The sequence below is a fragment of the Roseobacter sp. SK209-2-6 genome (assembly GCF_000169455.1).
Lineage (GTDB): Bacteria > Pseudomonadota > Alphaproteobacteria > Rhodobacterales > Rhodobacteraceae > Pseudophaeobacter.
Window position 1 is genome coordinate 1 of record NZ_AAYC01000023.1, and the last position, 26,167, is coordinate 26,167.

Annotated in this window: 30 protein-coding genes; 18 read left to right on the forward strand and 12 right to left on the reverse strand. The window is 58.5% G+C overall.

Annotation, left to right across the window (positions count from 1 at the left end):
- Positions 1 to 129 precede the first annotated feature (129 nt).
- Positions 130 to 1,017 carry an AEC family transporter gene (locus RSK20926_RS21475; protein WP_008210010.1) on the reverse strand — a complete coding sequence of 296 codons (888 nt, stop codon included), beginning with the start codon at positions 1,015 to 1,017 and terminating at the stop codon, positions 130 to 132.
- An 84-nt stretch (positions 1,018 to 1,101) separates the two neighbouring features.
- Between RSK20926_RS21475 and hspQ the strand changes: the two genes are divergently transcribed.
- Positions 1,102 to 1,428, forward strand: coding sequence for a heat shock protein HspQ (hspQ, locus tag RSK20926_RS21480; protein ID WP_037256292.1), 327 nt, complete (start codon positions 1,102 to 1,104; stop codon positions 1,426 to 1,428).
- Positions 1,429 to 1,607: 179 nt separating this feature from the next.
- On the opposite strand, the gene RSK20926_RS21485 is transcribed toward hspQ, so the two are convergent.
- The 3 genes from RSK20926_RS21485 to RSK20926_RS21495 all read right to left on the reverse strand — a co-directional run bounded on the left by RSK20926_RS21485 (position 1,608) and on the right by RSK20926_RS21495 (position 4,381).
- Positions 1,608 to 3,185, reverse strand: a complete 1,578-nt coding sequence (locus RSK20926_RS21485; protein ID WP_008210012.1) for a gamma-glutamyltransferase family protein — start codon at positions 3,183 to 3,185, stop codon at positions 1,608 to 1,610.
- A gap of 380 nt (positions 3,186 to 3,565) precedes the next feature.
- Positions 3,566 to 4,000: an ATP-binding protein gene (locus tag RSK20926_RS21490; protein ID WP_008210013.1), complete on the reverse strand. Its 435-nt coding sequence runs from the start codon at positions 3,998 to 4,000 to the stop codon at positions 3,566 to 3,568.
- 42 nt (positions 4,001 to 4,042) lie between these two features.
- Positions 4,043 to 4,381, reverse strand: coding sequence for an STAS domain-containing protein (locus RSK20926_RS21495; protein ID WP_008210014.1), 339 nt, complete (start codon positions 4,379 to 4,381; stop codon positions 4,043 to 4,045).
- 97 nt (positions 4,382 to 4,478) lie between these two features.
- On the opposite strand from RSK20926_RS21495, the gene RSK20926_RS21500 reads away from it, so the two are divergent.
- Positions 4,479 to 5,651, forward strand: a complete 1,173-nt coding sequence (locus tag RSK20926_RS21500) for a thiolase family protein (RefSeq protein WP_008210015.1) — start codon at positions 4,479 to 4,481, stop codon at positions 5,649 to 5,651.
- A gap of 124 nt (positions 5,652 to 5,775) precedes the next feature.
- On the opposite strand, the gene RSK20926_RS22245 is transcribed toward RSK20926_RS21500, so the two are convergent.
- Positions 5,776 to 6,861: a hypothetical protein gene (locus tag RSK20926_RS22245; RefSeq protein ID WP_008210017.1), complete on the reverse strand. Its 1,086-nt coding sequence runs from the start codon at positions 6,859 to 6,861 to the stop codon at positions 5,776 to 5,778.
- Between the two features lie 255 nt (positions 6,862 to 7,116).
- On the opposite strand from RSK20926_RS22245, the gene RSK20926_RS21510 reads away from it, so the two are divergent.
- The 3 genes from RSK20926_RS21510 to RSK20926_RS21520 all read left to right on the forward strand — a co-directional run bounded on the left by RSK20926_RS21510 (position 7,117) and on the right by RSK20926_RS21520 (position 10,152).
- Positions 7,117 to 7,434 carry an ArsR/SmtB family transcription factor gene (locus RSK20926_RS21510; RefSeq protein WP_008210020.1) on the forward strand — a complete coding sequence of 106 codons (318 nt, stop codon included), beginning with the start codon at positions 7,117 to 7,119 and terminating at the stop codon, positions 7,432 to 7,434.
- 55 nt (positions 7,435 to 7,489) lie between these two features.
- Positions 7,490 to 8,539, forward strand: a complete 1,050-nt coding sequence (locus RSK20926_RS21515; protein ID WP_008210021.1) for a permease — start codon at positions 7,490 to 7,492, stop codon at positions 8,537 to 8,539.
- Positions 8,540 to 8,763: 224 nt separating this feature from the next.
- Positions 8,764 to 10,152 carry an MATE family efflux transporter gene (locus tag RSK20926_RS21520; protein WP_037256298.1) on the forward strand — a complete coding sequence of 463 codons (1,389 nt, stop codon included), beginning with the start codon at positions 8,764 to 8,766 and terminating at the stop codon, positions 10,150 to 10,152.
- 94 nt (positions 10,153 to 10,246) lie between these two features.
- On the opposite strand, the gene RSK20926_RS21525 is transcribed toward RSK20926_RS21520, so the two are convergent.
- Positions 10,247 to 10,600 carry a DUF3088 family protein gene (locus RSK20926_RS21525; RefSeq protein WP_037256317.1) on the reverse strand — a complete coding sequence of 118 codons (354 nt, stop codon included), beginning with the start codon at positions 10,598 to 10,600 and terminating at the stop codon, positions 10,247 to 10,249.
- Positions 10,601 to 10,686: 86 nt separating this feature from the next.
- Between RSK20926_RS21525 and RSK20926_RS21530 the strand changes: the two genes are divergently transcribed.
- From RSK20926_RS21530 to RSK20926_RS21575, 10 genes are all read left to right on the forward strand, one after another.
- A complete protein-coding gene (locus RSK20926_RS21530) occupies positions 10,687 to 11,136 on the forward strand; it encodes a GAF domain-containing protein (protein WP_037256300.1) in 450 nt (149 codons plus the stop codon).
- Between the two features lie 229 nt (positions 11,137 to 11,365).
- On the forward strand, positions 11,366 to 11,935 hold the full coding sequence (locus RSK20926_RS21535) for a helix-turn-helix domain-containing protein (protein ID WP_008210027.1): 570 nt from the start codon (positions 11,366 to 11,368) through the stop codon (positions 11,933 to 11,935).
- 155 nt (positions 11,936 to 12,090) lie between these two features.
- Complete coding sequence (locus tag RSK20926_RS21540) at positions 12,091 to 12,429, forward strand: hypothetical protein (RefSeq protein WP_232281960.1); 339 nt, start codon at positions 12,091 to 12,093, stop codon at positions 12,427 to 12,429.
- The gene (locus RSK20926_RS21545) at positions 12,426 to 13,055 is read left to right on the forward strand and encodes a LysE family translocator (RefSeq protein ID WP_008210030.1); all 630 of its coding nucleotides are present in this window, start codon (positions 12,426 to 12,428) and stop codon (positions 13,053 to 13,055) included. The genes RSK20926_RS21540 and RSK20926_RS21545 overlap by 4 nt, the downstream gene beginning before the upstream one ends.
- Positions 13,052 to 13,465, forward strand: coding sequence for a GFA family protein (locus RSK20926_RS21550; RefSeq protein WP_008210031.1), 414 nt, complete (start codon positions 13,052 to 13,054; stop codon positions 13,463 to 13,465). Before RSK20926_RS21545 ends, RSK20926_RS21550 begins: the two co-directional genes overlap by 4 nt.
- Positions 13,458 to 13,829, forward strand: a complete 372-nt coding sequence (locus RSK20926_RS21555; protein WP_037256305.1) for a GFA family protein — start codon at positions 13,458 to 13,460, stop codon at positions 13,827 to 13,829. Before RSK20926_RS21550 ends, RSK20926_RS21555 begins: the two co-directional genes overlap by 8 nt.
- 11 nt (positions 13,830 to 13,840) lie before the next feature.
- Entirely contained in the window at positions 13,841 to 14,230 is a 390-nt protein-coding gene (locus RSK20926_RS21560) for a GFA family protein (protein WP_008210033.1), read from the forward strand.
- Between the two features lie 10 nt (positions 14,231 to 14,240).
- Complete coding sequence (locus RSK20926_RS21565) at positions 14,241 to 16,688, forward strand: GcvT family protein (protein ID WP_008210034.1); 2,448 nt, start codon at positions 14,241 to 14,243, stop codon at positions 16,686 to 16,688.
- Positions 16,689 to 16,757: 69 nt separating this feature from the next.
- Complete coding sequence (locus tag RSK20926_RS21570) at positions 16,758 to 17,765, forward strand: GlxA family transcriptional regulator (RefSeq protein ID WP_008210035.1); 1,008 nt, start codon at positions 16,758 to 16,760, stop codon at positions 17,763 to 17,765.
- An 84-nt stretch (positions 17,766 to 17,849) separates the two neighbouring features.
- On the forward strand, positions 17,850 to 20,300 hold the full coding sequence (locus RSK20926_RS21575) for a GcvT family protein (RefSeq protein ID WP_008210036.1): 2,451 nt from the start codon (positions 17,850 to 17,852) through the stop codon (positions 20,298 to 20,300).
- A gap of 206 nt (positions 20,301 to 20,506) precedes the next feature.
- Here the strand turns inward: RSK20926_RS21575 and RSK20926_RS21580 are convergent, their stop codons facing one another.
- Positions 20,507 to 20,818 carry a DUF1272 domain-containing protein gene (locus RSK20926_RS21580; RefSeq protein WP_008210038.1) on the reverse strand — a complete coding sequence of 104 codons (312 nt, stop codon included), beginning with the start codon at positions 20,816 to 20,818 and terminating at the stop codon, positions 20,507 to 20,509.
- 200 nt (positions 20,819 to 21,018) lie between these two features.
- Here RSK20926_RS21580 and rarD point away from each other — a divergent pair, with 200 nt between their 5' ends.
- Positions 21,019 to 21,924: an EamA family transporter RarD gene (rarD, locus tag RSK20926_RS21585; RefSeq protein WP_008210039.1), complete on the forward strand. Its 906-nt coding sequence runs from the start codon at positions 21,019 to 21,021 to the stop codon at positions 21,922 to 21,924.
- Between the two features lie 8 nt (positions 21,925 to 21,932).
- On the opposite strand, the gene RSK20926_RS21590 is transcribed toward rarD, so the two are convergent.
- A complete protein-coding gene (locus RSK20926_RS21590; protein WP_008210041.1) occupies positions 21,933 to 22,646 on the reverse strand; it encodes an SGNH/GDSL hydrolase family protein in 714 nt (237 codons plus the stop codon).
- 17 nt (positions 22,647 to 22,663) lie between these two features.
- The gene (locus RSK20926_RS21595; protein ID WP_037256311.1) at positions 22,664 to 23,074 is read right to left on the reverse strand and encodes a nuclear transport factor 2 family protein; all 411 of its coding nucleotides are present in this window, start codon (positions 23,072 to 23,074) and stop codon (positions 22,664 to 22,666) included.
- A gap of 117 nt (positions 23,075 to 23,191) precedes the next feature.
- Between RSK20926_RS21595 and RSK20926_RS21600 the strand changes: the two genes are divergently transcribed.
- Complete coding sequence (locus RSK20926_RS21600) at positions 23,192 to 23,845, forward strand: RluA family pseudouridine synthase (RefSeq protein WP_008210045.1); 654 nt, start codon at positions 23,192 to 23,194, stop codon at positions 23,843 to 23,845.
- Positions 23,846 to 23,931: 86 nt separating this feature from the next.
- On the opposite strand, the gene RSK20926_RS21605 is transcribed toward RSK20926_RS21600, so the two are convergent.
- The 3 genes from RSK20926_RS21605 to RSK20926_RS23385 form a co-directional block, all read right to left on the reverse strand.
- Positions 23,932 to 24,798 carry an alpha-1,2-fucosyltransferase gene (locus RSK20926_RS21605; RefSeq protein ID WP_008210047.1) on the reverse strand — a complete coding sequence of 289 codons (867 nt, stop codon included), beginning with the start codon at positions 24,796 to 24,798 and terminating at the stop codon, positions 23,932 to 23,934.
- A gap of 213 nt (positions 24,799 to 25,011) precedes the next feature.
- Positions 25,012 to 25,344 (reverse strand): VOC family protein, encoded by a 333-nt coding sequence (locus tag RSK20926_RS21610; protein WP_008210051.1) that lies wholly within the window; start codon positions 25,342 to 25,344, stop codon positions 25,012 to 25,014.
- Between the two features lie 104 nt (positions 25,345 to 25,448).
- Positions 25,449 to 25,577, reverse strand: coding sequence for a hypothetical protein (locus tag RSK20926_RS23385; RefSeq protein WP_269724431.1), 129 nt, complete (start codon positions 25,575 to 25,577; stop codon positions 25,449 to 25,451).
- A 78-nt stretch (positions 25,578 to 25,655) separates the two neighbouring features.
- On the opposite strand from RSK20926_RS23385, the gene RSK20926_RS21615 reads away from it, so the two are divergent.
- A complete protein-coding gene (locus RSK20926_RS21615; protein ID WP_008210052.1) occupies positions 25,656 to 26,111 on the forward strand; it encodes a glyoxalase superfamily protein in 456 nt (151 codons plus the stop codon).
- The last annotated feature ends 56 nt before the right edge of the window (positions 26,112 to 26,167 follow it).

A 26,167-nucleotide genomic window follows, 5' to 3' on the forward strand; every position in this document is an offset into this window, starting at 1 on the left:
CCACCCCCACAGGAGGCAACTACCAGCAAAAGTGCCAGTGCCGTAAAAATTCTTTTCATGAGCCTATGCCCGATTTTGTTGTCTCTGCTCGTTTTGACCCAGTCTAGCAGAATTGGCGAAAAGTGAAAATTACAATTCTATCAGGGTCGAAAGCAGCAGCGGCAAAGCCGCAACGGAAATCAGGGTGGAAACCACAACAAGACCCGCGACCGCATCCGGATCGGCGTCGAATTTCTCTGCCAGAAGGTATGAGGTAACCGCAACCGGGGTGGCAAGCTGCAGCACGAGGACACCAAAAGCGGTGCCATCAAACCCAAAGGCAAGGCCCAGACCCCAGCCCGCCGCTATGCTGGCGCAGAGCTTGGCCAGGGACAGCAGGATGGCAAGCCCGGTTTTGCCTGGCGTCAGACGTGCTATTGCCACCCCAAGGGTGATCAGCATCACCGGGATCGCCATCTGACCGACCAGCTCCAGGGAATTGGTCAGAAACACAGGTGTTTGCCAATCCTGCCAGAGGAACAGCCCGCCCAGAAGGGTGGCCCAGACCATAGGCTCCTTGAGCGCTTTTGTGCCGCCCCCTTGCCCGGCAACCAGTGTCAAACCCAGGGTAAAAGACAGGATGGCAGTGACGGCGAGCATAGCAACCGCATAGCCAAGTCCATCATCGCCAAAGGCAAAGAGCGCCAGCGGAATGCCAAGGTTGCCCGTATTGCCAAAAATGAAGGGGGCCAGATAGGTTTGCTGGTTGAGGCCCATAACGCGGACCAAAATCCAGCCGATGAGTGCAAGCAAGAGGTGCCCCAGAACGCCTGCCACAAAAAACAGTCCCAGCGCGCCCTTGTCGAGCTCGGATTTCATCAGTGCCGTGAAGATCAGTGCTGGAACCGCAAGGGTCATGGTCAATCGGGTCACAAACTGGATCCGGTACTCAAACCCCAGTTTCACCCAAGTGAAACCAATGGCTGCCAAGATAAAGACCGGTGCGGTAATCTCCAGGACTGTTACAGCTAGTTCCACAGTTTGTTTCCCCGATTCCTACGGCTCTTGATTGGACATGACCCCTTGATCCGCGCTAGTAACAGGAAAGAAGGGCAGAATAAAATGTTGCGAACGCGCGCTAAGTACAATTTGGGTCAGGTTGTGCGCCACAGGAAGCATCCCTTCCGTGGGGTGGTCTTTGACGTCGATCCGAAATTTGCCAATACTGAAGAATGGTATGAGGCGATTCCGGAAGAAAGCCGCCCCGTAAAGGATCAGCCTTTTTATCATCTGTTGGCGGAAAACGACCAAACCTATTACGTCGCTTATGTGTCCGAACAGAACCTGATTGCCGATTACTCTGGGGAGCCGGTGAACCATCCGGATCTGCCAGAGATGTTTGATCAGTTTGATGGCGGCGCCTATTCCCTCCAGTATCAGCTGAACTGACAGGCAATCGCGCCTGCGCAGTTGGTTTTTGTGGAAACTCTACACCGCAGGGGAGGGGCTCCCGCGCCCTGTTGCAGAACTGGCGGTGCCCGCCAGCCTGACAGGCCTTGGGCCGGGCGCCGAACCTGTGGGTTTGGCACGGCAGTTCTTTTTGCCAACCAGCACATAGTGCGGCAGACCTAATAGCCCAGGGCGCAGCCGTCTTTGCGCGGGTCACTTGCGCCTTCGAGCAGTCCATCGGAATGGATGCAAATGGCCTGAGCGCCGCCAATCGCAGTTGTCGGAATCGCAACCTTGTGTCCCAAATCGCTGAGTTGCTGGCGGGTCTGATCACTGTATCCACGTTCGACCATCAAGGTGCCGGCATCAGAGAAGCTACGGGGCGCGTCGATGGCGCTTTGCGGATCCATGCCGAAATCCAGCAGGTTGGACATGAAACGCGCATGACCATTGGGCTGATAAGCCCCGCCCATCACACCAAAGGGCATCAGGAAGCCATTCTCCTGGCGCAACATGCCAGGAATAATGGTGTGCATCGGACGTTTACCACCTGCAAACTCATTGGCGTGACCGGGTTCCAGCGTGAAGCCCGCGCCTCGGTTCTGCAGCAGGATGCCAAATTTTTCAGAGGCGATTCCAGACCCGAAACCGTGGAAGATGGAATAGATCAGAGAGACCGCCATGCGGTCCTTGTCCACCACGGTGATATAGATCGTATCCTTATGCACCGCTTCGCTGAGCGGGGCTGCGGCCTGCATCGCGCGATTGGGGTTGATTAGTGCTGCAAGGCGGGCGGCGGTTTCCGGGGCCAACATATGGTCCAGACGGGACATGTGATCGGGGTCCGCCAGGAACCGATTGCGCGCATCATAGGCCAGCTTGGCAGCCTCTGCTTCAATATGCGCCCGCTCTGCGCCCCAAGGGTCCATCTCGGCGATGTCGAAGTGCTTTAGGATATTGAGCATCAAGATCGCGGTTGCGCCCTGCCCATTGGGCGGGTGCTCCACCAGGTCGACATCCTTATAGTTTCCGGAAATCGGGATGGTGGCATCGCAGCGCTGGGCGGCAAAATCTTCGGCTCTGTGCGTGCCGCCCAGACCGTTCAGCGCCGCAAGCATATCCTCAGCAACCTCCCCCTCATAGAAGGCGGTAGCGCCATCGCGGGCAATGCGGCGCAGGACCTCTGCCTGACCCGGCGCCCGGAAGATCTGCCCCGGTTGCGGAGGCATGCCATCAAACAGATAGGCCCGACGCGCAGCACCTTGCAGGGTCGCGGCATCATTGCCCCAGTCAAAGGCAACGCGCGGCGCAACCGGCACGCCTTCTTCAGCATAGTGAATTGCAGGCGCCAGCAACGCATCCAGCCCTAGCTTTCCTTCGGTTTCTGACAGATGGCAGAAGGCTTCGATGGCGCCGGGCACAGTCACAGCATGGGCGCTGTTCAAAGGGATGGCGTTCAACCCTTCTTCGCGCAGGGGGGCGGCACTGGCTGCAGCGGGCGCCCGACCTGAGCCATTCAGCGCACGGATCCCATCCTCGCCGGGGCGGGAGTAGAGAACAAAGCAGTCGCCACCGATACCGGTCATCTGCGGCTCGCAGATCCCCAGTAGAACCGCGCCGGCAATGGCGGCATCCATGGCATTTCCGCCGGCCCGCAGAATATCGATCGCGGCGGTGGCCGCGAGAGGGTGCGAGGTTGCGCAAAGCCCGTTTTGTGCAAAGACGGGGGACCGCCCCGGTATCTGAAAATCGCGCATGTGCCGCTCCTCGTTCTGATTTGGTGCAGAGCCTAGAGAAGACGGGCGCAAAGACAATGGCAACGCTGCGCCAGATGCGCGGATGCAGCAAATTAACAGGTTCAGTTTTGCGTGAAGGCTGCAAAGAGAGGGGGGAGGATACCCTGACGCCGCTAAATCGGTGGGGGCCTAGATGTGCAGCGTCAGGGAAGCTTTGTGAGCTATGCGTTAACGCTAGGTGAACAGAGGGGCGCAATTTGGCCCAAGATGAGGCGTTTTTGCGGCGAACAACCTGTAGCCAGAGCCTGTCACCGGAAAGAGGAGGGGAAAAAGGGATCAACCCGGCAAATCCCAAAGGCAGGCAGGATACCAGTTAAGCGCGCAGTTGCGACAGGCTGAAATCAGGTCTGGGGTTCGATCTGAAAGCAGAGCGAGAGCTGGTTGGCGCCATCAGTGCGCTCATAGAGGATTCTACTGGTCAGTTCCCGGATCAGGAACCAGCCAAAGCCCCCCTCTGGCAGGTCCTCCAACGGACCTGACACATCTGCCAGTTCCCCCGCTGGCAGCTCTCCATCGGGGAAGGGGGGGCCGGCATCACTGATCCGGATCCAAAGTTGCTCGGAGGAGAGATTGCATCGAATGCGGACGTCCCCGGTAGGAACGCCTTTGTAGGCGTGTTCAACAACATTGTTCACAGCCTCAGCCAGCGCGATCTGGATATCCCCAACGCGGTCTTCGGGAAGGTCAAAATCGCGCAGTCGCTCAACAACAAAGGAAATCCCGCTACGGGCTTCCAATTCTGTTGCTGTAAACGAACATGCAAAGGTATCAGGCATCAAGGTCTCGCTTCTGTCATCCGCCAGGTAGAGGGTGAAATCCTAGGAATTGGTGGCGGAAACAGCTTCGTTAAGAGAGCCGTAAAGTTTGAAAATTGTATCCATCCGGGTCAAGCGGAAGACTTTCTCTACCATTGGGGTTGGCCCAGCCAGGTCAAGACGACGGCCACTGCCCAGCTGCTTCATCGCTGCGACAATGGCGCCCAGACCGCTGGAGTCGATAAACTGCACAGCAGATAGGTCGAGAATCACGCGCTCAGGCCCGCTCTCGGTTTCTGCGCGCATATCTTCTTTGAATTGAATAGCCATAGCGGCATCAATCCGCTCTGCATTCACTGTTACAATCTGTGCACCATCGGCCTTAGTACTTGTCAGGCTCATAGTGATCCCCCGCGTTTCAACTAACGTATTTCTACCAGTCTAGACCTCAATCCTTAGGAATTTGTATCCTTATTCAGGGCAATTGGAGAGAAAGCTGATGAAAAATGTTGTGATTGCTGGGGCTGCACGGACCCCGATGGGTGGCTTCCAGGGTGCGTTTTCGGGCGTGACCGCAGCGGAGCTGGGTGGCGTCGCGATCAAGGCAGCACTGGATGATGCGGGATGTGAGACCGTCAGCGAAGTGCTGATGGGCTGTGTTTTGCCAGCAGGACAAGGTCAGGCCCCAGCGCGGCAGGCGGGCTTTGCCGCAGGACTAGGTGAGGAGGTTCCCGCCACAACGCTGAACAAAATGTGCGGCTCCGGCATGAAAGCGGCGATGATTGCCTATGACCAGATCGCACTGGGGCAGACAGAGGCCGTTGTGGCCGGCGGCATGGAAAGTATGACAAATGCGCCCTATCTCCTGCCCAATCAGCGTAGCGGTGCGCGTATTGGTCATGGCCAGGTCATTGACCATATGTTCCTCGACGGGCTGGAGGATGCCTATGACAAGGGCCGCCTGATGGGCACCTTTGCCGAAGATTGCGCCGAGCATTTCCAATTCACGCGCGAAGCCCAGGATGAATATGCGCTGAAATCGCTCTCCAACGCATTGGAAGCGCAGGAAAGCGGCGCCTTTGAGGGGGAGATCGCTCCGGTCACCGTCAAAACCCGCAAGGGCGAAAGCGTGACCGCAGCAGATGAGCAGCCCGGCTCTGCCCGCCCCGACAAAATCCCGACGCTGAAACCAGCCTTCCGCAAGGATGGGACCGTGACCGCTGCCAATGCATCCTCGATCTCAGACGGGGCCGCCGCCCTGGTCCTGGCCTCCGAGGAGGCCGCCGAGGCCCAGGGTCTGAAAGTAAGGGCCCGTATCCTGGGACACGCCAGCCACGCGCAGGCGCCGGGTTGGTTCACCACGGCACCGGTGCCTGCCGCCCAGAAACTGCTGGAACAGATCGGCTGGGATGTGGCGGATGTGGACCTCTGGGAGGTAAATGAGGCCTTTGCAGTGGTGCCCATGGCCTTCATGCACGAGATGGGAATCACCCGCGACAAGGTGAATGTGAATGGTGGCGCCTGCGCGCTGGGCCATCCGATTGGCGCCTCTGGTGCACGTATTATGGTGACCCTGCTGAACGCTCTGGAAAAACGCGGGCTAAAGCGCGGCGTTGCGGCCATCTGTATTGGCGGCGGCGAAGGCACTGCAATTGCGATCGAGCGTGTCTGATTGATAGTGAGAAACCACCTCTGCCCCGTCGAGATGTGACAGGGCAGAGGCGAATGGCGTTAGATCCGTTTTTTTGCCCTTTGGTCGGGTGAAACCTGACCAAAGACGCCGCAGCAGAGAGCGGCTATAGCTCGATGAGTTTGTAAGGCACCCCTTCCAGCGCGCTATAAGTCTCTACCCCAAAGCGTTGGAGTTTTTCGATGATATCCGGCTCCAAGGTTCCCTCTACGGTCACCACAATCTCGTGCATGTCTTCAAAGATACGCACCATGATGCCGGAAATGAGAAGGCGTCGGATGGGGTATTCGTCTATATCAGCCTTCAGGAGTTGATGCGGCATGGGTGGAGAAAACCGCGAAAAATAGAGATCCGCATCTACTCTGTGGCCCCGTTGTGCGAACTGCGCTTCGTAATCTTCTGCATATTTACTTCTGCGAGAGCCCTGGCTTGCCTTAGCCACCGTGTTGATATGCCGTAGCTCATTATAGCCTTCGTCTTCGCGTAGGAGGATCCAGCGCTGGAAAGGCTTCGTTTCGCACACCGACCAGGACAGCGAATTGAGATCAAAGACCCAGGTTGTCAGGTTCTCGACCGGCCTCTCTGTCGGATGGTGCATGACCTGTCCCCCTGACACGATCAGCTGGGACTTACAGTTTGCCAGCGTGGCTTGGTGATGTGTCAGCCAGGCTGGGGCCTGCCCTGCCGTAGCAACAGGGTGGATAGAAAAATCGCTCAGTCGCAGACGAAAGACCCAGGTTGTGTGGTAATCACGGATTTCAGGGTAGCGCAGCCCGCCGATGATTATGATCTCCTCTCCACAGAGCGTCGCACTATGGAAGTCTGTCGGGGGAAACACATCCTCTGGGTAGCCATAGACCTCTATCGAGCCATCAGGTCGTTTCACCACCACATCGTTGTAGATGTAAAAATCGGGATCATAGAAGTCTTCGTGCTCTCCACCGATGTAAATCTTGGTGCCGTCTGGAAGCATGGTTTCGCTCTGACCGAACCGGTCAAAGCACCAGGCTGGTGCGGGTGAGTCTTCTTGCCCGGCCGCACCATGCACATGAAAGGCTGCGAGCCCGTTTCGGACAATCCAGGTCCAAACTTCATTGGTCTGATTCTCGGGGTTGGATTTTCCATGCCTAGGAGACTGCCAGTTGCGAACCTGGGCAGTGACCGCTGCGGGCACATTCAATTTGTTTTTCATGAGATTGGCCGGACAACCCGGCTGAATAGAAAGGTAAGATGTCCTATCTGGTTCCTTTTCCTCAAAAAGTCGAGGGAAAGCTGATTGCAGAAAGTCACCATGAGTTGGGGGGGTGATTTGCCTTGCCGAAATTGCGTTCTGGTCTCACCCAGAGTTCTGCCCGGAGACAGATCTTGACCGCCAAGCACCAGATCCGCCCGCAGCCTCTCCTTCGCCACCTCTTTACAAAACTAGTTTTGTGGTTATGTTTTCCTCATGACAACAAAGACCAGAGAATCACGTGCTCTTGCTGCACTTGGCCATGATGCCCGCCTCGCCATCTATCGTTTGCTGGTGAAAAAGGGGGAGGAGGGCCTGCGTGTGGGGGAAATTGGTGAATTTCTGGGCCTCGCCCCTTCGACCCTGGCACATCACCTGACCACCCTGGTGGATGCCGGTTTGGTCGCGCAGGAAAAGCAGGGCCGCGAAGTCTTTAACAAGGCGGACTATGACGTCATGAGGCATCTGGTCTTCTTTTTGACCTCTGAGTGCTGTGCAGGGGTCACTCTTGCGCCAAAGGAGGATGTGGCATGATAGGCCAATCCGCCTTTTTTCGCTCTGAAATAACTACAAAACTGGTGATTTGGAAATGACAAATATCACGGACCCTCTCTCGAGACATCGCACAGTCCTGTGGCAGTTCTTCAGTGACCAGCGCATCTGGGTTATCTCCGGTGCTATTCTGGCAGTACTTGCGCTGGTTGATCCGGGGCAGGCCGGTGACAGTGCGGAATTTGCCGTTTCCGCTTTGCTGCGCGTGGCCCCCTATCTGGTCTTTTCGATTGCCGTGGCGGCCTGGGCCGGGGCAACCGGGGCGGACAATCTGGTGGCCAAGGCCTTTACCGGCGCGCCGCTGATGATGATTCTGCTGGGCGCCATTGCCGGGGGGCTTTCTCCCTTTTGCTCCTGCGGGGTCATCCCGCTGATCGCAGCGCTGCTGGCCATGGGGGTGCCGCTCTCTGCGGTCATGGCGTTCTGGCTGGCCTCGCCGATCATGGATCCTTCGATGTTCTTCCTGACAACCGGCGTCCTGGGCGTTGAATTTGCCATCGCTAAGACGATTTCGGCGGTGGGTCTGGGCGTTTTTGGTGGCACTGTTACCCATTTACTTGGGAAAGGCGGCGCTCTGATTGACCCTTTGCGGGAGGGTGTTGGCAATGGTGGCTGTGGTGGCGCAAAAGTGCGTGCGCCCAAGGAGGTTGTCTGGCGTTTCTGGCAAGAGGCTGAACGCCGTTCCGCCTTCCTCAAAACCGCCTGGACCACGACCCTCTTCCTGGCGAAATGGCTCTTCTTTGCCTTCCTGCTCGAAAGCCTGATGTTGGCCTGGATCCCGGCTGAGACAGTGACAAAGGCGCTGGGCGGAACTGGCATTCTGCCTATCGTGACCGCGACTCTGGTGGGGGTTCCGGCCTATCTGAATGGTTATGCAGCGCTGCCTTTGGTTGGCGGCCTGATCGAACAGGGCATGGCACCCGGCGCGGGGTTGGCCTTCCTTGTGGCCGGAGGGGTGACCTCTATCCCGGCGGCTATGGCTGTCTGGGCCCTGGCCAAGCCAAAGGTCTTTGCACTTTACCTTGGTCTTTCGCTGAGTGGCGCCTTTGCGACCGGGTTGCTGTTTCAGCTCTGGCACATGATCTAAAGGCTGGGCCGCTGATGGCTCTTGGCGAATACTGGATCGGGGCGTCTCCGTGACGTCCCGATCGGCCTTTTTTTCTGGGCATCGCTCGCCCTTTAAGACTGAACTGTGATCTGGACTGCAGACAGCTATGCGCAAAAGGCTTAGCTGTTGTTGCTGTATTCAAAGATTAAAAAAGCCGCACCCGAAAGGCAGGGTGGGGAAAAACACGCATAAGGGGCAATGCGATGTCGAAAGCGGTATTTCTCGAAGGCAGCCTTATGCGGCATGTGGCGGTGATGTCCGCCACGTCTTCGGTTGGGATCCTGGCGATCTTTGCCGTCGATTTCATCGATATGATCTTTATCTCGATGTTGGGCAAAGCAGAGCTGGCGGCGGCCATCGGCTATACGGGCACGCTGCTGTTTTTCACCAATTCGATAAATATCGGCCTGTCGATTGCGGCCGGCAGTCTGGTTGCACGGGCCTTGGGGGCAGGGGAGCGCGCGCGGGCCAGGGATCTGGCAACCTCTGTGGCGCTTGTGGCGGTCCTTGTCTCGATCCTGGTTCCAATAGCGGTTCTCTGGAACCTGCAGGAGCTGTTGCAATTCCTGGGGGCGACCGGCGAGACGCTGGAGTTTGCCATCAGATACAGCGCGATCATCGTGCCGTTCATGGCCTTCATGGGGATCGCGATGACCTCCATGGCGGTTCTGCGCGCCAATGGAGATGCCAAGGCTTCGATGTATGTCACCCTTGCAGGGGGGGTGGTGAATGCAGCCCTGGATCCGCTGTTTATTTTTGGGCTTGGACTTGGCCTTGATGGGGCGGCCTATGCCTCGGTTGCGGCGCGTCTGACCATGGGGGCCAGCGGGCTGTGGTATGTCATACGGAAGCACGATGGTTTTTCGCGGCCCTCGGCCAGAGTATTCTTGAGCGATATCGGCAAGGTGCTGGCCATTGCTGGCCCCGCAGTTCTGACCAATCTGGCGACCCCCTTTGGGACCGCGATCGTGACAAGGGAGATGGCCAAATTCGGCACCGAAGCGGTGGCGGCGATGGCGGTGATTGGACGGCTGACGCCAATGGCCTTTGCGGTGGTTCTGGCCCTGTCGGGGGCCATTGGACCTATCGTCGGTCAGAACTTTGGCGCCAAGAAATTCGACCGGGTGCGCGGAACTTTTGTGGCTGGGCTGAAGTTTGTGGGAGCCTATGTGCTGGTGGCCACTGCACTTTTGTTTTTGATGCGGGTTGAGATCGCGGATCTGTTTGACGCCTCCGGGGAGATGCAGCAGCTGATCTTTCTGTTCTGCGGTCCTTTGGCACTGTTTCAGTTCTTCAATGGCGCCATCTTTGTCTGCAATGCGGGTTTCAACAATCTGGGCCGCCCGCTCTATTCCACAGCTGTCAATTGGGGGCGCCACACGATTGGTACCCTGCCCTTTGTTCTGCTGGGCGCCTATCTGGCAGGCGCTGCCGGTGTTCTGGTCGGCCAAGCCGTGGGGGGCGTTTTCTTTGCCGGGGCTGCGGTTCTGGTGGCCTGGCGTCTGACCGGCAGGCTGGAGCCCCGGGTTGAGATTGAAGAATTCGAGAAAGAACGCCGATTGCACAAGGTCTCTTTTCAGCGCAATTGGTAGGGTAACTGCTACGGGCGGGGCAGGGCGGGTTGGCCTGCCCAGTTGATTTATCCGCGCAAGTTTAGACCATTGCACCGGCGGAGTGCGCCAGCACTCAGGGATGTGGTTTGGGCAAATCGAAGCGGGTGATCAAATAGCTTTGAACCTTGTCAAAATCATCAATCCGGCGCGCCTCACCTATGCCTGGTTCGCTCAACCCCTGTGAATGAGTGTCATCGCCATCGGGCAGAACGATCTGCGGGCAGCCCTGAAACTCACCGGTATATTGTGTCATATCACCGCGCGGACGGGCAAACTCGACATAGCGGACATCCAGATTCTGGCGTACATCGGGGAACATGGCCATGAGCCCCTCGATAGGGGAGCACTGTGGGCAGAAAAGCGGCTCTTCTCCGACCTTGGCGTCGATGAACTGCGATTTCAGCAGATAGAGTATCGTTTGTTGCATTGTGGCTCCTTCGCGCGACATCCGGATCTTGATTTACGGAAACTCGGGTTGGATAACCAGCCTGACCAAAGTGAAGGGCCATGATAATGACTGCCGATTACAAAAGCCTGGCAAAGACCATTTCCGCATTGACCGAAGGGGAGACCGACGAGGTTGCGTTGATGGCAACGGTGGTCTGCGAGCTGCATCACAGCGACAGTCGTTTTGACTGGACCGGGTTTTATCGGGTCACCGGGCCTCAGATGCTGAAAATCGGCCCCTATCAGGGTGGGCATGGCTGTTTGCAGATCCCCTTTTCGCGCGGGGTCTGTGGGGCTGCTGCACGTGAAGAGCGCACACAGCTGGTCCCGGATGTTGAAGCCTTCCCAGGCCATATCGCCTGCGCTTCCTCCACCCGGTCGGAAGTGGTGCTGCCGGTCTGGAACCGGGCAGGGGAGCTGATTGCGGTTCTGGATATCGACAGCGACCAGTCGGATGCCTTTACCGAAGAGGATGCCGCTGAATTGGCGGCAATTTTGAAGCAGGTGTTCGGGTAAGTTGTTGTAAAGAAGGGTCTTTTTCCCTGGGCCCTTTGGGCCTCACCCCAGGATATTTATCGGAAAGATGAGGGACCCGGCGCCGGAAGGTGTCGGGTATTTTTCGTGAATTGTACCGGCTCATGAAAAAATGCTTGGAAATTTCACCGATTCGCGTCATCATGAAAAAATAGTGGAAAATTTCACGGGCCAGGGATTTGCACCCTGCATCAATCGAGGAGACTGAAACGTGACGGACCAGGCCCCACAGACCGCAACCTTGGGCGCAGACATTCGGGCCCTGCGTAAGGCGCGTGGTCTGACGCTGACGGATATCGCAGGGATGCTGGATCGTTCGGTTGGCTGGCTTAGCCAGGTGGAGCGGGATCTTTCGGAGCCTTCGATTTCCGATCTGCGCCAGATCTCAAATTGCCTGGGTGTGCCGATGTCGATGCTTTTTGCTCATTCCGGCGCTCCAGCAGAAGAGCACGGCTATATCGTGCGCGCAGGCTCGCGCCGCCCGATGGGTTCTGGCGAGGAGGGCCTGATCGAAGAGTTGCTGTCGCCGGATCTGACCGATGATTTTGAAATGGTGCATTCCACCTTTCAGCCCCATTCCCGGATGCAGAAACCGGCCAACCGCCCAACCCAAGAGGTCGGCTATATGATTTCGGGTAAGCTGGATCTCTTGATCGATGGGCAGGCTTTTACCGTTGGGCCGGGGGACAGTTTCCGGATCAAACACGCGCCGTACCAGTGGTCCAACCCCTATGATGAGCCCGCCGTAACGGTCTGGGTCATCGCGCCGCCGGTCTATTGATGCACAAGGGCGTAGTCATATCCCTTTTTGCAGTTGGCTTTATGGTCTTCTGGTCCTTTGGCATGGCAACTGGCTTGGCCTCAGGCGGTTGCCGCAAAGGGCTGACGCAGCCGGACAGGACAGACAGAGCCTGCCGGATTAGCAGATTTGGTTTGATGGGCTTTCGCAAGATTGGTCAGCCGCAAAAACCAGGTGATGCCGAACTCTATATTGGCTATGCGGTGGAGCGTTTTCGTGCCGGCGCTATCGAACAAGCCAATAGTGATTTTGAAACGGCTTATGAATGGGGGCGTAAGAGTCGCCATAAATTGACGCTGAACTCTGGTTACAAAATACCCGAAGCCCTGTTCGCCGCCATCCTTCGTGTGCACCACGATCATGTGCCCGTAAAGGCACGGGCAATTTGGTACGCCATTCTCAAGAAAGAAGCGCCAGATCTCGTAGAGGCGTTGAAAACTGAATTTGCGGACAGGCAGGCTGAGGGTGAGACATGAGCTTTGAAGCCTGGACCCTATTTGTATTTTTCTGGGTGGTCTTTGTCACCACGCCGGGTCCCAATGCGGTGAATTGCATCTCCAACGGCATGTCGCTGGGCTTTGCCAAGGCCATGGTCGGCGTATTGGCAATCCTGACCCAGGCGAGCCTGTTTCTGCTGCTCTCTGCTTTGGGGGTGACCGCGCTGATCGCCGCCTCGCCCATGGGGTTCTTTTTGGCCAAGCTGATTGGCGCGGGGTTCTTGATTTATCTGGGTGTGCGGGGATGGCTCAATGCCTCCAGGCCTGCCCCAGCGGCAGAGCGGCCCGCACGCCATGTCTATCTGCATGCCCTGGCGGTGGCCACGATCAACCCAAAGAGCGTGGCGGGCTATCTGGCGGCGTTTTCGCAGTTCGTGCAGCCTGATGTACCGATCTGGAGCCAGATGGGGGTGATCATGCCCACGGCACTGGTGATCACCTGCCTCAGCTACACGGGTTTCACACTCTTGGGGGTGCTGATGGGGCGGGCGGCGCTACAGGCCGTTTTCAACACCTGGATCCGCCGCTGCATGGCGGTCTGCTTTATCATCTACGGGGTTCTGTTGGGCGCCAGCAGCACGCCGCATCTGGAGGGTGGGGAATGACCGGAAAAGTAACCAAGGGAAGCTGCCTCTGCGGTGCTGTCGCCTTTGATCTGCACGGGCCGTTGCGCCCGGTCTATGCCTGTCATTGCAAACAGTGCCGCAAGACCTCTGGCCATTTCTGGGCAGCTACTTCGGTGCCGGATGAGGCTCTGACCTTCACCCGTGACGAAGGCCTGCGCTGGTTCCGGTCGAGCGAGAACACCAAGCGTGGCTTCTGCGGCACCTGCGGCTCCAGCCTGTTCTGGGTGCCTGAAGGGGAGCGCCGCACGGTTGTTGCGGCCGGAGCCCTGGAGGGGGAGTTGGAGCTGCAGACCAAGGCGCATGTCTTCATGTGCGATAAGGGCAGCTACTACGAAATCGGCGACGGGCTGCCGCAGTTCGAAGAATTCAAGGGAGATGAAAATGCTTAAGGGTTCCTGCCTATGTGGCGATATCCACTTTGAGACAGAGGCCCAGCCGCAGGGGGCCTCTATGTGTCACTGCAGCCAGTGCCGCAAACAATCGGGTGGTATCTGGGCTTCGGCCTATGTGAAAGATAGCGACCTCACCATCACCGGCCCGGTCAGCTGGTATGAGACCAGCCCGCAGGCCAAGCGGGGCAGCTGCCCGCGTTGCGGCTCTTTCCTGTTCTGGAAGGCCCATGATGAGGACACCACCAGTTTTGCCCTGGGGGCCATTGATGGCGCTTCGGGGCTGAAAATCGAAAAGCACATCTTCACCGCCAGCAAAGGCGATTTCTACGACATCGCTGATGGTCTGCCGCAGCGAGACTAGGGAGAAGGAACATGCTTTACAAAGGCTCTTGCGAATGCGGCGCTGTCGCCTATGAGGCCGAGGCAGAGGTGCGCGACGTGACCATCTGTCATTGTGGTCAGTGTCTGCGCACCAGCGGCCACGCCTGGGCTTCGGTTACGGTGCCCGCCGATAGCATCCGGCTCCTTCGCAACAGGGGCATGAAGTGGTTCAAATCCTCGGACAAGGCCCGCCGCGGCTTTTGCCAGGAATGCGGCTCCAGCTTGTTCTTCGATGTTTTTGGCAAAAACCGCACCGCGATCGGCGTCGGAACCCTGCAACAGCCCACCGGCCTGAAAACCGGCAAGCACATCTTTACCGCGGACAAGGGGGATTACTACGAGATCTCCTGCGCCGCTCCGCAATTCGAACATTACGACTAAGGGAGAGACCATGTCTGATTTTCCAACCAAGGCCCGCGTGGTCATCATCGGCGGCGGCGTCGTTGGCTGCTCGTCGCTGTATCATCTGGCCAAGAAGGGCTGGACCGATTGTGTGCTGCTTGAAAAGAACGAGCTGACTGCGGGGTCCACCTGGCACGCGGCCGGCAATGTGCCGACCTTCTCGACCTCCTGGTCGATCATGAACATGCAGCGCTACTCGACAGAGCTGTATTCGGGTCTGGCCGAAGAGGTCGACTATCCGATGAACTATCACCAGACCGGCTCGATCCGTCTGGCGCACACCAAAGAGCGGATGCAGGAGTTTGAACGCGCCTGTTCCATGGGCCGCTATCAGGGCATCGAGATGGAGATGTGGACTCCGGAGGAAGCCAAGGAGCACTATCCCTTCCTCGAAACCCACGATCTCGAAGGTGTGCTGTGGGATCCTTCCGATGGCGACATCGACCCGGCGCAGGTCACCCAGGCGCTGGCCAAAGGCGCGCGCGACATGGGCGCCAAGATCATCCGGTTCTGCCCGTCGACCGGTGTCACCCAGAAAGAGGACAAAACCTGGATCGTTCACACCGAGAAGGGTGACATTGAATGCGACTATGTGGTCAATGCCGCCGGGTATTATGCTCAGCGTATTGGCGAATGGTTCAAACCCTATGGTGGTCGTACCGTGCCGATGATGGTGATGGAGCACCAGTATCTGCTGACCGAACAGATCCCAGAAATCGAAGCACTCACCAAAGAAACTGGTAAGAAGCTGCCTCTGATCCGCGACGTGGATGTGTCTTACTATCTGCGCCAGGAAAAGAATGGCTACAACCTTGGCCCCTATGAGCCGAACTGCAAGGCGCATTGGGTTGATGCAAATGATGCCATGCCCGAAGACTTCAGCTTCCAGCTCTGGCAGGAGGATCTGGACCGGATCGAGGATATTGTGGTCGACGCCATGGCGCGTGTGCCGCTGATGGAATCCTCAGGCGTCAGCAGCGTGATCAACGGCCCGATTCCCTATGCGCCCGACGGCCTGCCGCTGATTGGTCCGATGCCGGGTGTCGACAATGCATTCGAGGCTTGCGTCTTCACCTTCGGCATCGCCCAGGGCGGCGGCGCGGGCAAGGTGCTGGCCGAATGGATCGTGGATGGTCAGACCGAGTGGGACATGTGGGCCGTCGATCCGCGCCGCTACACCGACTACACCGATCAGGACTACTGCAACCAGAAAGGCATGGAAGTCTACGGCAACGAATATGCCATGCATTTCCCACACCACGAATGGCCTGCCGCACGCGACAAGAAGGTCAGCCAGGTGCATGCTCAGATCAAGGAGCTGGGCGGCGTCATGGGGGCCTATAACGGCTGGGAACGGGCCAACTGGTTTGCCAAGGATGGAGACGACACCACTGAGGAAGCGACTCACACCTGGGGTCGTTCTGGCCCATGGCAGGCGCGTATTCAGGAAGAATGCGAAGCAGTTCGTGACGGTGTTGGCGTTCTCGATCTGCCAGGCTTCTCCCGCTTCAATCTGAGCGGCGAAGGCGCGGCCGAATTCCTGCGTGGCCTGGTGACTGGCGGCCTGCCAAAAGTGGGGCGGATGAACCTGGTCTATTTCTCGGATGACCGCGGCCGTATCCTGACCGAGATGTCCTGTGTCCGTCATGGCGAAGACCACTTCACCATGATCACCGCAGGCTCGGCCCAGTGGCACGATTTCGAGATCCTGCGCAAAGCGCTGCCTGCGGGCCTGACCCTGACGGATCACACCACCGAGTTCGCGACCATGATCGTCACCGGTCCGAAATCGCGTGAGCTGTTCGCTGGCATCTCCGATGCGGACCTCTCGCTGGGCTGGCTGACCCATCAGGAAGCCACTGTCGCTGACAAACCCGCTTTCCTGGCGCGTGTTTCTTACGCTGGTGAACTCGGCTGGGAAGTCCACTGTGCCAATGAGCACCAGGGTGAGATCTACGCGGCCCTCTTGGCGGGTGGCGCCAAGCCGTTCGGCATGTACGCGCTGAATTCCTTGCGCATCGAGAAGGGCTACCGCACCTGGAAGGGCGATCTCAGCACCGACTATTCGCTGCTCGAAGGCGGGTTGGAGCGTTTTGTCAAAATGGACAAACCACAGGACTTCCCCGGCAAGGCTGCGATCCTGGCTGAAAAGCAGCAGGGCGTGAAGAAGAGCTTTGTCACTCTGGTGGTTGAGGCCGGCGAGGCCGATGCGCCCTATATGTCCTGCATCTGGAAAGATGGAGAGATCGTGGGTGAAACCACCTCTGGTGACTATGGCTATCGGGTGAATGCCTCCATCGCGCTGGGCATGGTACGTGCTGAGCTGGCGGTTCCTGGCACTGAGTTGGAGGTCGAAATCTACGGGCAGAAATGCCGTGCGGTGGTTCAGGAAGACCAGCCGCTCTGGGATCCGGCCAACGAGCGCCTGCGTGCATAAGGCGCGGGACTAGCACTATAAGAAACCTGTTCCGGCCTCAGGGCCGGAACAGATCGAAAGGGGGTCAATATGTCTGCATCTGTTTCTGCCAAGGCCGGACCAGCATCCAGCCAAACATGGACTGTTGATATCATCGTGACCGAAGGCTTTGTGCTGACGGAAATGGCCGCTGTTGCGGATACCCTTCGCATTGCAAATCGGGTTCTGGCGCAACCCCCGTTCAAGATTGTGATGCGTTCCGCCAAGGGCGGGCGCATGTACAGCCGCACCGGCCTCTCGGTGGAGACCGAGGCTTTCTTGGAACGTCCAGTGGCGGAATTTGCATTTGTGCTGGGCAATAGTGACCCGGACCACCCCGGCCTGTCCCTGGGCCGCCTGATCAAGAGCTATACCAGCCGTGACGCCAAAGTGTATCTCTTGGCCGAGGCCGCCGCACGTTACCTGAAGGATAAGGGCGGCAAGGGTGCGACCCATTGGGAGAACTCGGCCCTGTTGCGGGAGCGGCTGGGCATGTTTGACGCCAGCCATGCGCTGGCCAGCGAGGATGGCCCGGTGGTCACCTGTGCGGGCATGGGCGCCACCACCGATGTGGTGCTGGCTCTGATCGGGCGGCTGACGTCTGCCGCTGCACAGATGTCGGTGGCCAATATCCTCTTGCATGAACAGGTGCGCGATTTCTCTTCGCTGCAGCCCTTTGCCGGGGCCAAGCCGACCATCACCGGCGATCAGGATCTGGATCACAGCATTCGCCTGATGCAGGCCAATATCGAAGAGCCGATGCCTATTGGTGATATTGTTGCCGAACTGGGCATTTCCACCCGCTCGCTGGAGCGCAAGTTCAAGACTTTCCTCGGCACCACGCCGAATGGGTTTTACCGGGAAATGCGCCTCAACAAGGCCAATAACCTCTTGCTGAACACCACTATGAGCGTGCGTGAGATCGGCCTCGCCTGCGGCTTTCAGAACGGGTTTTCCTCGCTCTACAAATCCATTTTTGGAATCACGCCCTTTGCCCTGCGCAAACGCCGACGTCTGGGCGAAGAGATCGCCGAGGATTTTTCTGCAAGCGGAGAATAGCCGGGGATTGCTGACGTTTTTGATGCCTTTTCTGCCGTGTGACAGTGATAAATAGGCAGAAATAGCTTCTTCAGGAGTGACGGTATGAGCGAACTTCCCAACAAGGCCCGCGTGGTCATCATCGGTGGCGGCGTCATTGGCTGCTCTGTTGCCTATCATCTGGCCAAGCTGGGCTGGAAGGATGTGGTGCTGCTGGAGCGCAAGCAGCTGACCTCCGGCACCACCTGGCATGCGGCGGGCCTCATCGCTCAGCTGCGCGCTACCGCCAATATGACCAAACTGGCGAAATACTCCCAGGAACTCTACGGCTCGCTGGAAGAGGAAACCGGCGTTGCCACCGGTTTCAAGCGCTGCGGTTCGATCACCGTGGCGCTGACCGAAGAGCGCAAGGAAGAGATCTTCCGCCAGGCCGCCATGGCGCGTGCCTTTGGTGTCGAGGTTGAGGAAATCTCCCCCGAAGAAGTCAAGGCCCGCTATGAGCACCTGAATGTCGGTGATGTGACCGGCGGCGTCTGGCTGCCCAAGGACGGCCAGGGTGACCCGGCCAATATCGCACTGGCTCTGGCCAAGGGCGCCCGCCAGCGCGGCGCACTGGTCAAAGAGCGCATCAAGGTCACCGACATCTCCAAAACAGGCCGTCGTGTCACCGGCGTGGATTGGGCCAGCGATGATGGCAAATCCCAGGGCCATATCGAAGCCGACATGGTGGTGAACTGTGCGGGCATGTGGGGCCATGAGGTCGGTCGCATGGCTGGTGTCAACGTGCCGCTGCACGCCTGTGAGCACTTCTACATCGTCACCGAAGGCATCACCGGCCTGACCCAGATGCCGGTGCTGCGTGTCCCGGACGAATGCGCCTACTACAAGGAAGACGCAGGTAAAATCCTGCTCGGCGCCTTTGAACCCAATGCCAAGCCCTGGGCGATGAAAGGCATCCCCGACAGCTTTGAGTTCGACCAGCTGCCGGAAGATTTTGACCATTTCGAGCCGATCCTGGAAGCCGCCTGCAACCGGATGCCGATGCTGGCTGAGGCAGGCATTCACACCTTCTTTAATGGGCCTGAGAGCTTCACCCCGGATGACGCCTACCACCTGGGCCTGGCGCCGGAGATGGACAACTTCTGGGTTGCTGCAGGCTTCAACTCGATCGGCATCCAGTCCGCAGGCGGTGCTGGCATGGCGCTGGCGCAGTGGATGGATGAGGGGCAGAAGCCCTTTGATCTGGGCGATGTGGACATCAGCCGGATGCAGCCCTTCCAGGGCAACAAACACTACCTGTTTGAGCGCTCCAAAGAGACCCTGGGTCTCTTGTATGCGGACCACTTCCCCTATCGCCAGAAGGCCACCGCCCGCGGTGTGCGCCGCACACCTTTCCACCACCACCTGCTGGAGCAGGGCGCTGTGATGGGCGAGATCGGCGGCTGGGAACGCGCCAACTGGTTTGCCAATGCAGGTCAGGAGCGCGAGTATCAGTACAGCTGGAAGCGCCAGAACTGGTTCGAGAACTCGGCAGCTGAGCACAAAGCGGTGCGCGAAAACGTCGGCATGTATGACATGTCCTCCTTTGGCAAAATCCGTGTCGAAGGCCCGGACGCCGAAGCCTTCCTGAACTACATCTGCGGCGCCAACCTCAGCGTGCCGACGGGTAAGATCGTCTACACCCAGTTCCTGAACTCCCGCGGCGGCATCGAGGCGGACGTGACCGTCACCCGCCTGAGCGAGACTGCTTATCTGGTGGTGACGCCGGCGGTGACGCGTCTGGCGGATCAGACCTGGATGATGCGCCACAAGGGTGACTTCAACGTGGTGATCACCGATGTGACCGCAGGCGAGGGTGTGCTGGCGGTGATGGGCCCGAACGCGCGCAAGCTGCTTCAGAAGGTCTCGCCCAATGACTTCTCCAACGAAGTGAACCCTTTTGGTACCGCGCAGGAGATCGAACTGGGCATGGGCCTCGCCCGTGTCCACCGCGTGACCTATGTGGGTGAGCTGGGATGGGAGATCTATGTCGGCGCCGACATGGCAGGCCACGCCTTTGAGACCCTGTTCGAGGCTGGTCAGGACATGGGGCTCAAGCTTTGCGGCATGCACATGATGGACAGCTGCCGCATTGAAAAGGGCTTCCGCCACTTCGGCCATGACATCACCTGCGAGGACAATGTGATCGATGCGGGCCTGGGTTTTGCGGTGAAAACCGACAAGGAAGACTTCATCGGCAAGGCAGCGGTGCTGGAGCGCAAGGAAAGCGGCCCCAAGAACCGCATGCTGCAGTTCAAGCTGACCGACGCCGAGCCGCTCTTGTTCCACAATGAGCCAATCATCCGGGATGGCAAATATGTGGGCTATCTCTCCTCAGGCAACTACGGCCATACCCTGGGTGCCGCCATCGGCATGGGCTATGTGCCCTGCGAAGGCGAGAGTGCAGCGGAAATACTGGGTTCCACCTATGAAATCGACGTCATGGGCACCAAGGTCAAGGCCGAGGCCTCGCTGAAGCCGATGTATGACCCGAAATCGGAACGTGTGAAGGTCTAGGCGCGCTACTGGGACTGCCTGCCGCTTGTGCGGCAGGCATGCCTTCGCTCTCAGGCAAGATCGAATTCAGCTTTGGTTTGAAACGACGTTAAATCCGGTTACTCCATAGCGCTGGCCGTCGAAGAAAACGGAAATGCGCACGCTTCCCTTTGGAGGCCCGTTCCCTTTGAACGTGACCAGGAAGAACAGCAGCCAAGATCAGGTCCCTAACGCTCCTCTGGCGGGATGCTCTTGATGCGCGCCACATGGGCGGCGATGTCTTCCGCAGTGAATTTTGAATAGCGCCGTTTGTCGCTGGCCGGATGATTGCCCAGCCCCAGTTTCAGTTCTGGCCTATAGGCAGCATTAGGTCGGATTGGACGTGGGGCAAAGCCGCCGCCACAGGTGGGGCAGGTATTAGCCAGCTTCTCAACGCAATCTGCACAATAGGTGCATTCATAAGAGCAGATCCGCGCCTCCAGCGAGGCCGGTGGCAGATCCTTGTCGCAGAGTTCGCAATTGGGTCTGAGTTCAAGCATGATCTGTCCTGGTTCTGACGGAGGGTGGGCGTTGCCGCTGCTAGGGTTGGAGCTTCAGAATTGCCAAGCCTGGCACCTATGGCAAGCCAATGATCGAGGGGCTGTACATCACGAACTGTGATGAATGCCCTCACAGAAACTGCGATGGCGTTTTTCAAAGAAGCTGCCATAAAGATGCGTCCAAGGAGGCTTTGAAGCGCATGACCCCAACAGAGAACCGAGACACCCCGCAGGGGTTGGCCTTTGCCATTTCGGCCTATGTGATGTGGGGCTTCCTGCCGTTTTACATGAAGGCCGTGGCGCATATTCCGGCTGCCGAGGTGGTGGCCCATCGGGTCCTGTGGTCGGTACCTGTTGCGGGTCTTTTGCTGATACTGCTCAAACGAACCAAGGATCTGCGTGCGGCTCTTACCAGCCCGCGCACCCTGTTAATGGGCTGTCTCACGGCGGCGCTGATTTCGGTGAACTGGGGGATCTATGTCTGGGCCATTGCCAGCGGCAATGCCCTGGAGGCGGCCCTTGGGTATTACATCAACCCGCTGTTCAGTATCGCATTGGGTGCCCTTTTGCTGCGCGAACGCCTGGCACCGGCGCAATTGGCGGCGATTGCCCTGGCTGCCCTTGCGGTTTTGGTGCTGACGCTTGCGGCGGGGCGCCTGCCGCTGGTGGCGGTTAGTCTGACGCTTAGCTGGGGGTTTTATGCCTTCTTCAAGAAGCAATTGCCGGTGGGTCCCAATCAGGGCTTCATGCTGGAGGTGTTGATCTTGACGCCGCCTGCTTTGGGATATCTGGCCTATGCCAGCAGTCAGGGAGATATCCACTTTAGCGGTTGGGATGTGCCTTTGCTTTTGGGTGCTGGGCTGGTGACGGCAGTGCCGCTGATCACCTATGCCAATGGCGCCAAACTGTTGCGGCTCTCAACTATCGGGATCCTGCAATATATCGCACCGACAATGATTTTCCTCATCGCCGTCTTTGTCTTTGGGGAGGAGTTCGGCGGAGCAAGGATGATTGCCTTCCCGATGATCTGGGCTGCATTGGTGATCTACTCGGTGCCGCTGGTGCGCCAGTTGCGGGCGCAAAAAGCAGCCGAGGCCGGTAGCTAAATCTCTTCCTATGCATCACTGTGGTGAAGGATCTGCGCTGCCAGCGCTTCGGCCCAGAGCCGGTAAGCCCTGGGGCTGGGATGATAGCCATCTTCAGCGGCCAGATCGGGATCTTCTGGCAGGTGAAAGGGCAGGTGAAGGACCGCTGGGTTCTGCCCGGCCAATTTGGAAAGGGCCTGATCCAAACGCGCCGCCTGTCGCCCCAGAACCCAGGCCAGGGGCTGCGGCAGGGCCGGGAAGCGCTGCATCTGTGGCACCCCGCAGGCGAGGATCAGATTTGGGTCAAAACGCTCTTGCAAGAGAGACAGGAGCAGCGCTTGATCGCGGGCAAAGCGCTGTGCGGTGCTGAGACCAGTCACATCATTCACCCCAAGCGCCAGGACCACGACGTCAAGATCCTGCCTGGGCAGCTCTTGGATCAGGGGTATCAGATCACCAGTGCGCAGGCCGGTTTGCGCAATCAGTTGCCATTCTACAGCGCAGTGTCGCCCCAGCTCTGCGGTGAGATAGCCGCTAAGGGCGTCGCGTTGGTACCCGGCCCCTACACCAGCCGCAGAACTGTCTCCGGCAATCAACAGGCGCAGGGGTGGCCCGGAGCCCACCGCACCCTTTCGTGCACCCTGGGGTTCCGGCAGGATCAGCGCCTGTTTGCGTACCCGCCGCCCTTGCCAGAACAGCAAGGGGGCAAGAGGCAGCCTGAGGATCTGATCAAGGGCGATCATCCGGCCGGATCTCTGCCTCAGCTCATGGCTTTGCCATATTCCAGAAAGCGCGGGTCGCGGGTGATCCGGGCCATCATGGCATCCCGCAGGGCGCCGATGGTTTTATAGGGGCGCATCACCACTTCGAAATGCTGGATCAACCCGGTGTCATTCAGCGTGATGAGGTCGACGCCGACGCAGTCCAGCTCCCCGACCTTGCATTGAAATTCCAGCGCCCAATCCAGCCCTTCGCCCATGACGCGGCGATAGCGAAACTCGGAAAACACCTGACCCACATGGCCTAGAACCGCAGCAACCGGTTCCCGCCCGGTCCAGGTCTTCCAATAGGTTGGCGGCTGAAAAGTCACGTCTTCTGCCAGCAGTTCCGCCACCAGTGCTTCGTCGCCCTTGGCCACCACTTCCTGCATGCGAATGATCGTTGGGTGCATTGCTTCAATTCCTCCGGGTTTGCTTTTGCCGACGATCCTGCGAGCGGGCAGCGGGTGGAGGCAAGTACGACGTCGCGGGAACTTGCCATGCACCTCAGGTCACAGTAGGGAGGCGCCATGACCCTGACCAGCGACTATAACCCGCCACAAGAGCCTCTGGAGATCCTGCATCACGATGCGGAAATTCTGGTGGTGAACAAGCCTGAGGGGCTGCTGAGCGTGCCGGGCCGGGGTGAGCATCTGGCCGATTGCCTGATCGCACGGGTGCAGAGAGTCTTCCCCGAGGCCCTTTTGGTGCATCGGCTGGATCGGGATACTTCAGGGGTAATGGTCTTTGGCCTCAGCCCACATGCACAGCGGCATCTGTCGATGCAGTTTGAAAAGCGCACGACCAAGAAGACCTATGTGGCGCGACTTGCCGGGCGTTTGGAGCCCAAGAGCGGCACGGTTGACCTGCCGCTGATCGTCGATTGGCCCAATCGCCCACGCCAGAAAGTCTGCAACGAGAGTGGTAAGCCTGCGGTGACCGATTGGAAGGTGGTAAAGCAGAGCGCAGAGGAAACCCGCGTGCGCCTGACACCCAAGACCGGTCGCTCGCATCAACTGCGCGTCCATATGCTCTCACTGGGTCATGCTATCCTCGGCGATCCGCTTTATGCGGAAGGGGCTGCTTTGGAACATCCCCGTATGATGCTGCATTCCGAAGAGCTGCGGATCAAACATCCGCAGTCGGGGGAATCCATGCGGTTTCGCGCCAAGGCGGGCTTCTGACTATAGGCTCTGCCGCGCCGCAAAATGTTTCGCGCGCGAAACAAGCTAATGCTTGGTTAACGAGGGTGTTCTAGGGGATCTGCTGCTCAGACGCTGATTTTCAACCAGCTTTCGGGCAGGATGTCGGGGTTTTGCAGCTTGGGGTTGCCGAACCAATGCGCGGGTCCCGCGACGCGCTTTTCATTATGGGTATTCAGCCAGGCCGCCCACCAGGAGAAGGAGCTATTGCCGATGATATTATGCTGGCAAAGGCTCATCAGGCGCATGTCCTCAAAATCCGTATCCGGGCCGTTGAAGTCGACAACAACCTTTTCGCAAGGGAGCGGCAGGTTCTCCTTGGCCCAGTTGGGGTCATCGGAAAAGACATAGACCGTTGGACTGCCCTCTACCCCCTCCAGGATACGGGTGAGGGCGGCTTCGTAATAGGCCTGATCACAGAGCACATGGGCCGCAAGCGCAACATAGTCGCCGCGCCGTACGTGCAGAGAGATTGCGGTGCTGCCTGCGATCCGCTGCGCCATCTCGCGGTTCTGGCTGTTGCTGAACTCCGGGAAGGTAAAATCCTGGCGGATCTGATCTGCAATGCTGTCAAAATAGGCCTCACTCTGCCAATAGCCATGCAGATAGCTATCGTCGCCCCAGGTCTCAAACGCGGGATTATAGCCCAATCCCTGTTCGCGACGAAAACGTGGCGTGCGGCCCGTTAAGCGCCAGGCGGCATAGCGCAGCGGGGCGTCTTGCTTCAACGGGGGCAGGCTCAGGGGCTGTGCCAGTGGCAGATCAAAGACCCTGGTCAACACGCCCTCACCCCGCAGTTTCGCACCGCGACTGTCCAGCGCCAGCGGCACCCCCAGCCGGGCGGCCAGAGCCCGACCGGCGGCATATTGGAACATCTGGTTGCCGAGGCGGCCATGCAGGCGGGTGGTGATCATGCCGGGGTCCTTGCTAAGCATCGGAACCCCTCCTTACCCGGCTTTGCCAGTCGCCACCAGCCAGTCCTGACGCCGGACTACCCAGGCGCCTCAGCGCTTTTGCCATTGCGAATAGGAGCCCTGGCCTAAATCTGGATCCGGTCTCTGATCCAGCTTGGCCAAGAACTCTACCGAATGGCCATCAGGATCTTTGCAGTAAAGCGAAAGCGCAGGCATCCAGCCGATCACCAGGGGCTACTCCACCGGTTCGCCGTGAAAGCCGAGTGGCTGTACCCCGGCGCGCCGTAACTTCTGTGGCAGGGCGTGAAGGGCGGCCTCCCCCATACGGAAGGCAAAATGCAGACGCATGCCCATGGGGGCGCTACCACTTTCCCATAGCCCCAACATTGAGACCTCAGGCGCGCCAACCCAGAGAAAGCAGACCCGGCGTTCCGGTAGCTCCCGCGCCAGTTCGAGGCCGAGGATGCCTTGATAGAACGCTCTGGCGCGGGTGAGATCAGCCACCGGGAGGTGGCCCTCATAGAGGCCCGAGATCTGTGAGCCGATGGGAAGGGAGGTTTTGTTCATGTCGGACCTGTTTCGTTGGGGAATTGTCGTGGCATGCTGCTTTCTAAACCTGACTTTAGGTCAAGAAGTTTCTGTTGCTCATCTGCCTTCAGCCCTCTCTGCTTTTACACCGCATTTATCGGATCTCTTGACGGTCTGGCCTTGGTTGGGGTATGCGGGGGCAGGTTCAGGTCCCCTGCCATCCGCCGCCCGGCCTTGTCGGGCATGGTGAAACCTGCCCAAGATACGATCATCTTTCGCTTGTAACAGGCGCTGGGTGGCAATGCGGATCCCATCCTTTTTCAGCGCCTGGCATACAGGACGAAATACAGATGAAACCCTCACGATATTTGCTTTCACGGGAAGCATTGAAATTGCAGGCCAAACGCCTGCGCGCAGAGCTGGCCAGCCAGGGTCAGGAGATCAGCCATTCAAATGCGTTGGAGCTGGTGGCGCGTCAACATGGGGCGCGGGACTGGAACACTCTTTGCGCGCGCTCTGGTAACGAATTGCTGTTGCAGCCCGGGGACCGGGTAAAGGGTCGGTATTTGGGACAAGATTTCCAAGGCGAAATACTTGGCCTTACCCTGCAAGGTGCAGGGGAAAGTCGCCGCGTTACCTTGCATTTCGACCAACCTGTGGATGTCGTGAAGTTCGAAAGCTTCTCGTCATTGCGTCAAAGGGTTAGCGGAGAAATCGGCTTGGATGGATGCTCCGTCCGAAAGACCTCAGACGGGGTGCCGCAGTTGATTGTCAGCGAGATTTTGCAGAGTGGACCCGCGCGGTAGAAGGCAAAACCTTCGTAAGCGACGTGTGGCTCCCGCGCGGCATCGGATTTTGGCAA

What these genes read in the sequence shown, in the direction of transcription:
- hspQ (WP_037256292.1), top strand. Translation starts at nt 1,102, where the DNA reads ATGTTGCGAACGCGCGCTAAGTACAATTTGGGTCAGGTTGTGCGCCAC.
- RSK20926_RS21485 (WP_008210012.1), bottom strand. Translation starts at nt 3,185, where the DNA reads ATGCGCGATTTTCAGATACCGGGGCGGTCCCCCGTCTTTGCACAAAAC.
- RSK20926_RS21490 (WP_008210013.1), bottom strand. Translation starts at nt 4,000, where the DNA reads ATGCCTGATACCTTTGCATGTTCGTTTACAGCAACAGAATTGGAAGCC.
- RSK20926_RS21495 (WP_008210014.1), bottom strand. Translation starts at nt 4,381, where the DNA reads ATGAGCCTGACAAGTACTAAGGCCGATGGTGCACAGATTGTAACAGTG.
- RSK20926_RS21500 (WP_008210015.1), top strand. Translation starts at nt 4,479, where the DNA reads ATGAAAAATGTTGTGATTGCTGGGGCTGCACGGACCCCGATGGGTGGC.
- RSK20926_RS22245 (WP_008210017.1), bottom strand. Translation starts at nt 6,861, where the DNA reads ATGAAAAACAAATTGAATGTGCCCGCAGCGGTCACTGCCCAGGTTCGC.
- RSK20926_RS21510 (WP_008210020.1), top strand. Translation starts at nt 7,117, where the DNA reads ATGACAACAAAGACCAGAGAATCACGTGCTCTTGCTGCACTTGGCCAT.
- RSK20926_RS21515 (WP_008210021.1), top strand. Translation starts at nt 7,490, where the DNA reads ATGACAAATATCACGGACCCTCTCTCGAGACATCGCACAGTCCTGTGG.
- RSK20926_RS21520 (WP_037256298.1), top strand. Translation starts at nt 8,764, where the DNA reads ATGTCGAAAGCGGTATTTCTCGAAGGCAGCCTTATGCGGCATGTGGCG.
- RSK20926_RS21525 (WP_037256317.1), bottom strand. Translation starts at nt 10,600, where the DNA reads ATGCAACAAACGATACTCTATCTGCTGAAATCGCAGTTCATCGACGCC.
- RSK20926_RS21530 (WP_037256300.1), top strand. Translation starts at nt 10,687, where the DNA reads ATGACTGCCGATTACAAAAGCCTGGCAAAGACCATTTCCGCATTGACC.
- RSK20926_RS21540 (WP_232281960.1), top strand. Translation starts at nt 12,091, where the DNA reads ATGGGCTTTCGCAAGATTGGTCAGCCGCAAAAACCAGGTGATGCCGAA.
- RSK20926_RS21545 (WP_008210030.1), top strand. Translation starts at nt 12,426, where the DNA reads ATGAGCTTTGAAGCCTGGACCCTATTTGTATTTTTCTGGGTGGTCTTT.
- RSK20926_RS21550 (WP_008210031.1), top strand. Translation starts at nt 13,052, where the DNA reads ATGACCGGAAAAGTAACCAAGGGAAGCTGCCTCTGCGGTGCTGTCGCC.
- RSK20926_RS21555 (WP_037256305.1), top strand. Translation starts at nt 13,458, where the DNA reads ATGCTTAAGGGTTCCTGCCTATGTGGCGATATCCACTTTGAGACAGAG.
- RSK20926_RS21560 (WP_008210033.1), top strand. Translation starts at nt 13,841, where the DNA reads ATGCTTTACAAAGGCTCTTGCGAATGCGGCGCTGTCGCCTATGAGGCC.
- RSK20926_RS21565 (WP_008210034.1), top strand. Translation starts at nt 14,241, where the DNA reads ATGTCTGATTTTCCAACCAAGGCCCGCGTGGTCATCATCGGCGGCGGC.
- RSK20926_RS21570 (WP_008210035.1), top strand. Translation starts at nt 16,758, where the DNA reads ATGTCTGCATCTGTTTCTGCCAAGGCCGGACCAGCATCCAGCCAAACA.
- RSK20926_RS21575 (WP_008210036.1), top strand. Translation starts at nt 17,850, where the DNA reads ATGAGCGAACTTCCCAACAAGGCCCGCGTGGTCATCATCGGTGGCGGC.
- RSK20926_RS21580 (WP_008210038.1), bottom strand. Translation starts at nt 20,818, where the DNA reads ATGCTTGAACTCAGACCCAATTGCGAACTCTGCGACAAGGATCTGCCA.
- rarD (WP_008210039.1), top strand. Translation starts at nt 21,019, where the DNA reads ATGACCCCAACAGAGAACCGAGACACCCCGCAGGGGTTGGCCTTTGCC.
- RSK20926_RS21590 (WP_008210041.1), bottom strand. Translation starts at nt 22,646, where the DNA reads ATGATCGCCCTTGATCAGATCCTCAGGCTGCCTCTTGCCCCCTTGCTG.
- RSK20926_RS21595 (WP_037256311.1), bottom strand. Translation starts at nt 23,074, where the DNA reads ATGCACCCAACGATCATTCGCATGCAGGAAGTGGTGGCCAAGGGCGAC.
- RSK20926_RS21600 (WP_008210045.1), top strand. Translation starts at nt 23,192, where the DNA reads ATGACCCTGACCAGCGACTATAACCCGCCACAAGAGCCTCTGGAGATC.
- RSK20926_RS21605 (WP_008210047.1), bottom strand. Translation starts at nt 24,798, where the DNA reads ATGCTTAGCAAGGACCCCGGCATGATCACCACCCGCCTGCATGGCCGC.
- RSK20926_RS21610 (WP_008210051.1), bottom strand. Translation starts at nt 25,344, where the DNA reads ATGAACAAAACCTCCCTTCCCATCGGCTCACAGATCTCGGGCCTCTAT.
- RSK20926_RS23385 (WP_269724431.1), bottom strand. Translation starts at nt 25,577, where the DNA reads ATGATCGTATCTTGGGCAGGTTTCACCATGCCCGACAAGGCCGGGCGG.
- RSK20926_RS21615 (WP_008210052.1), top strand. Translation starts at nt 25,656, where the DNA reads ATGAAACCCTCACGATATTTGCTTTCACGGGAAGCATTGAAATTGCAG.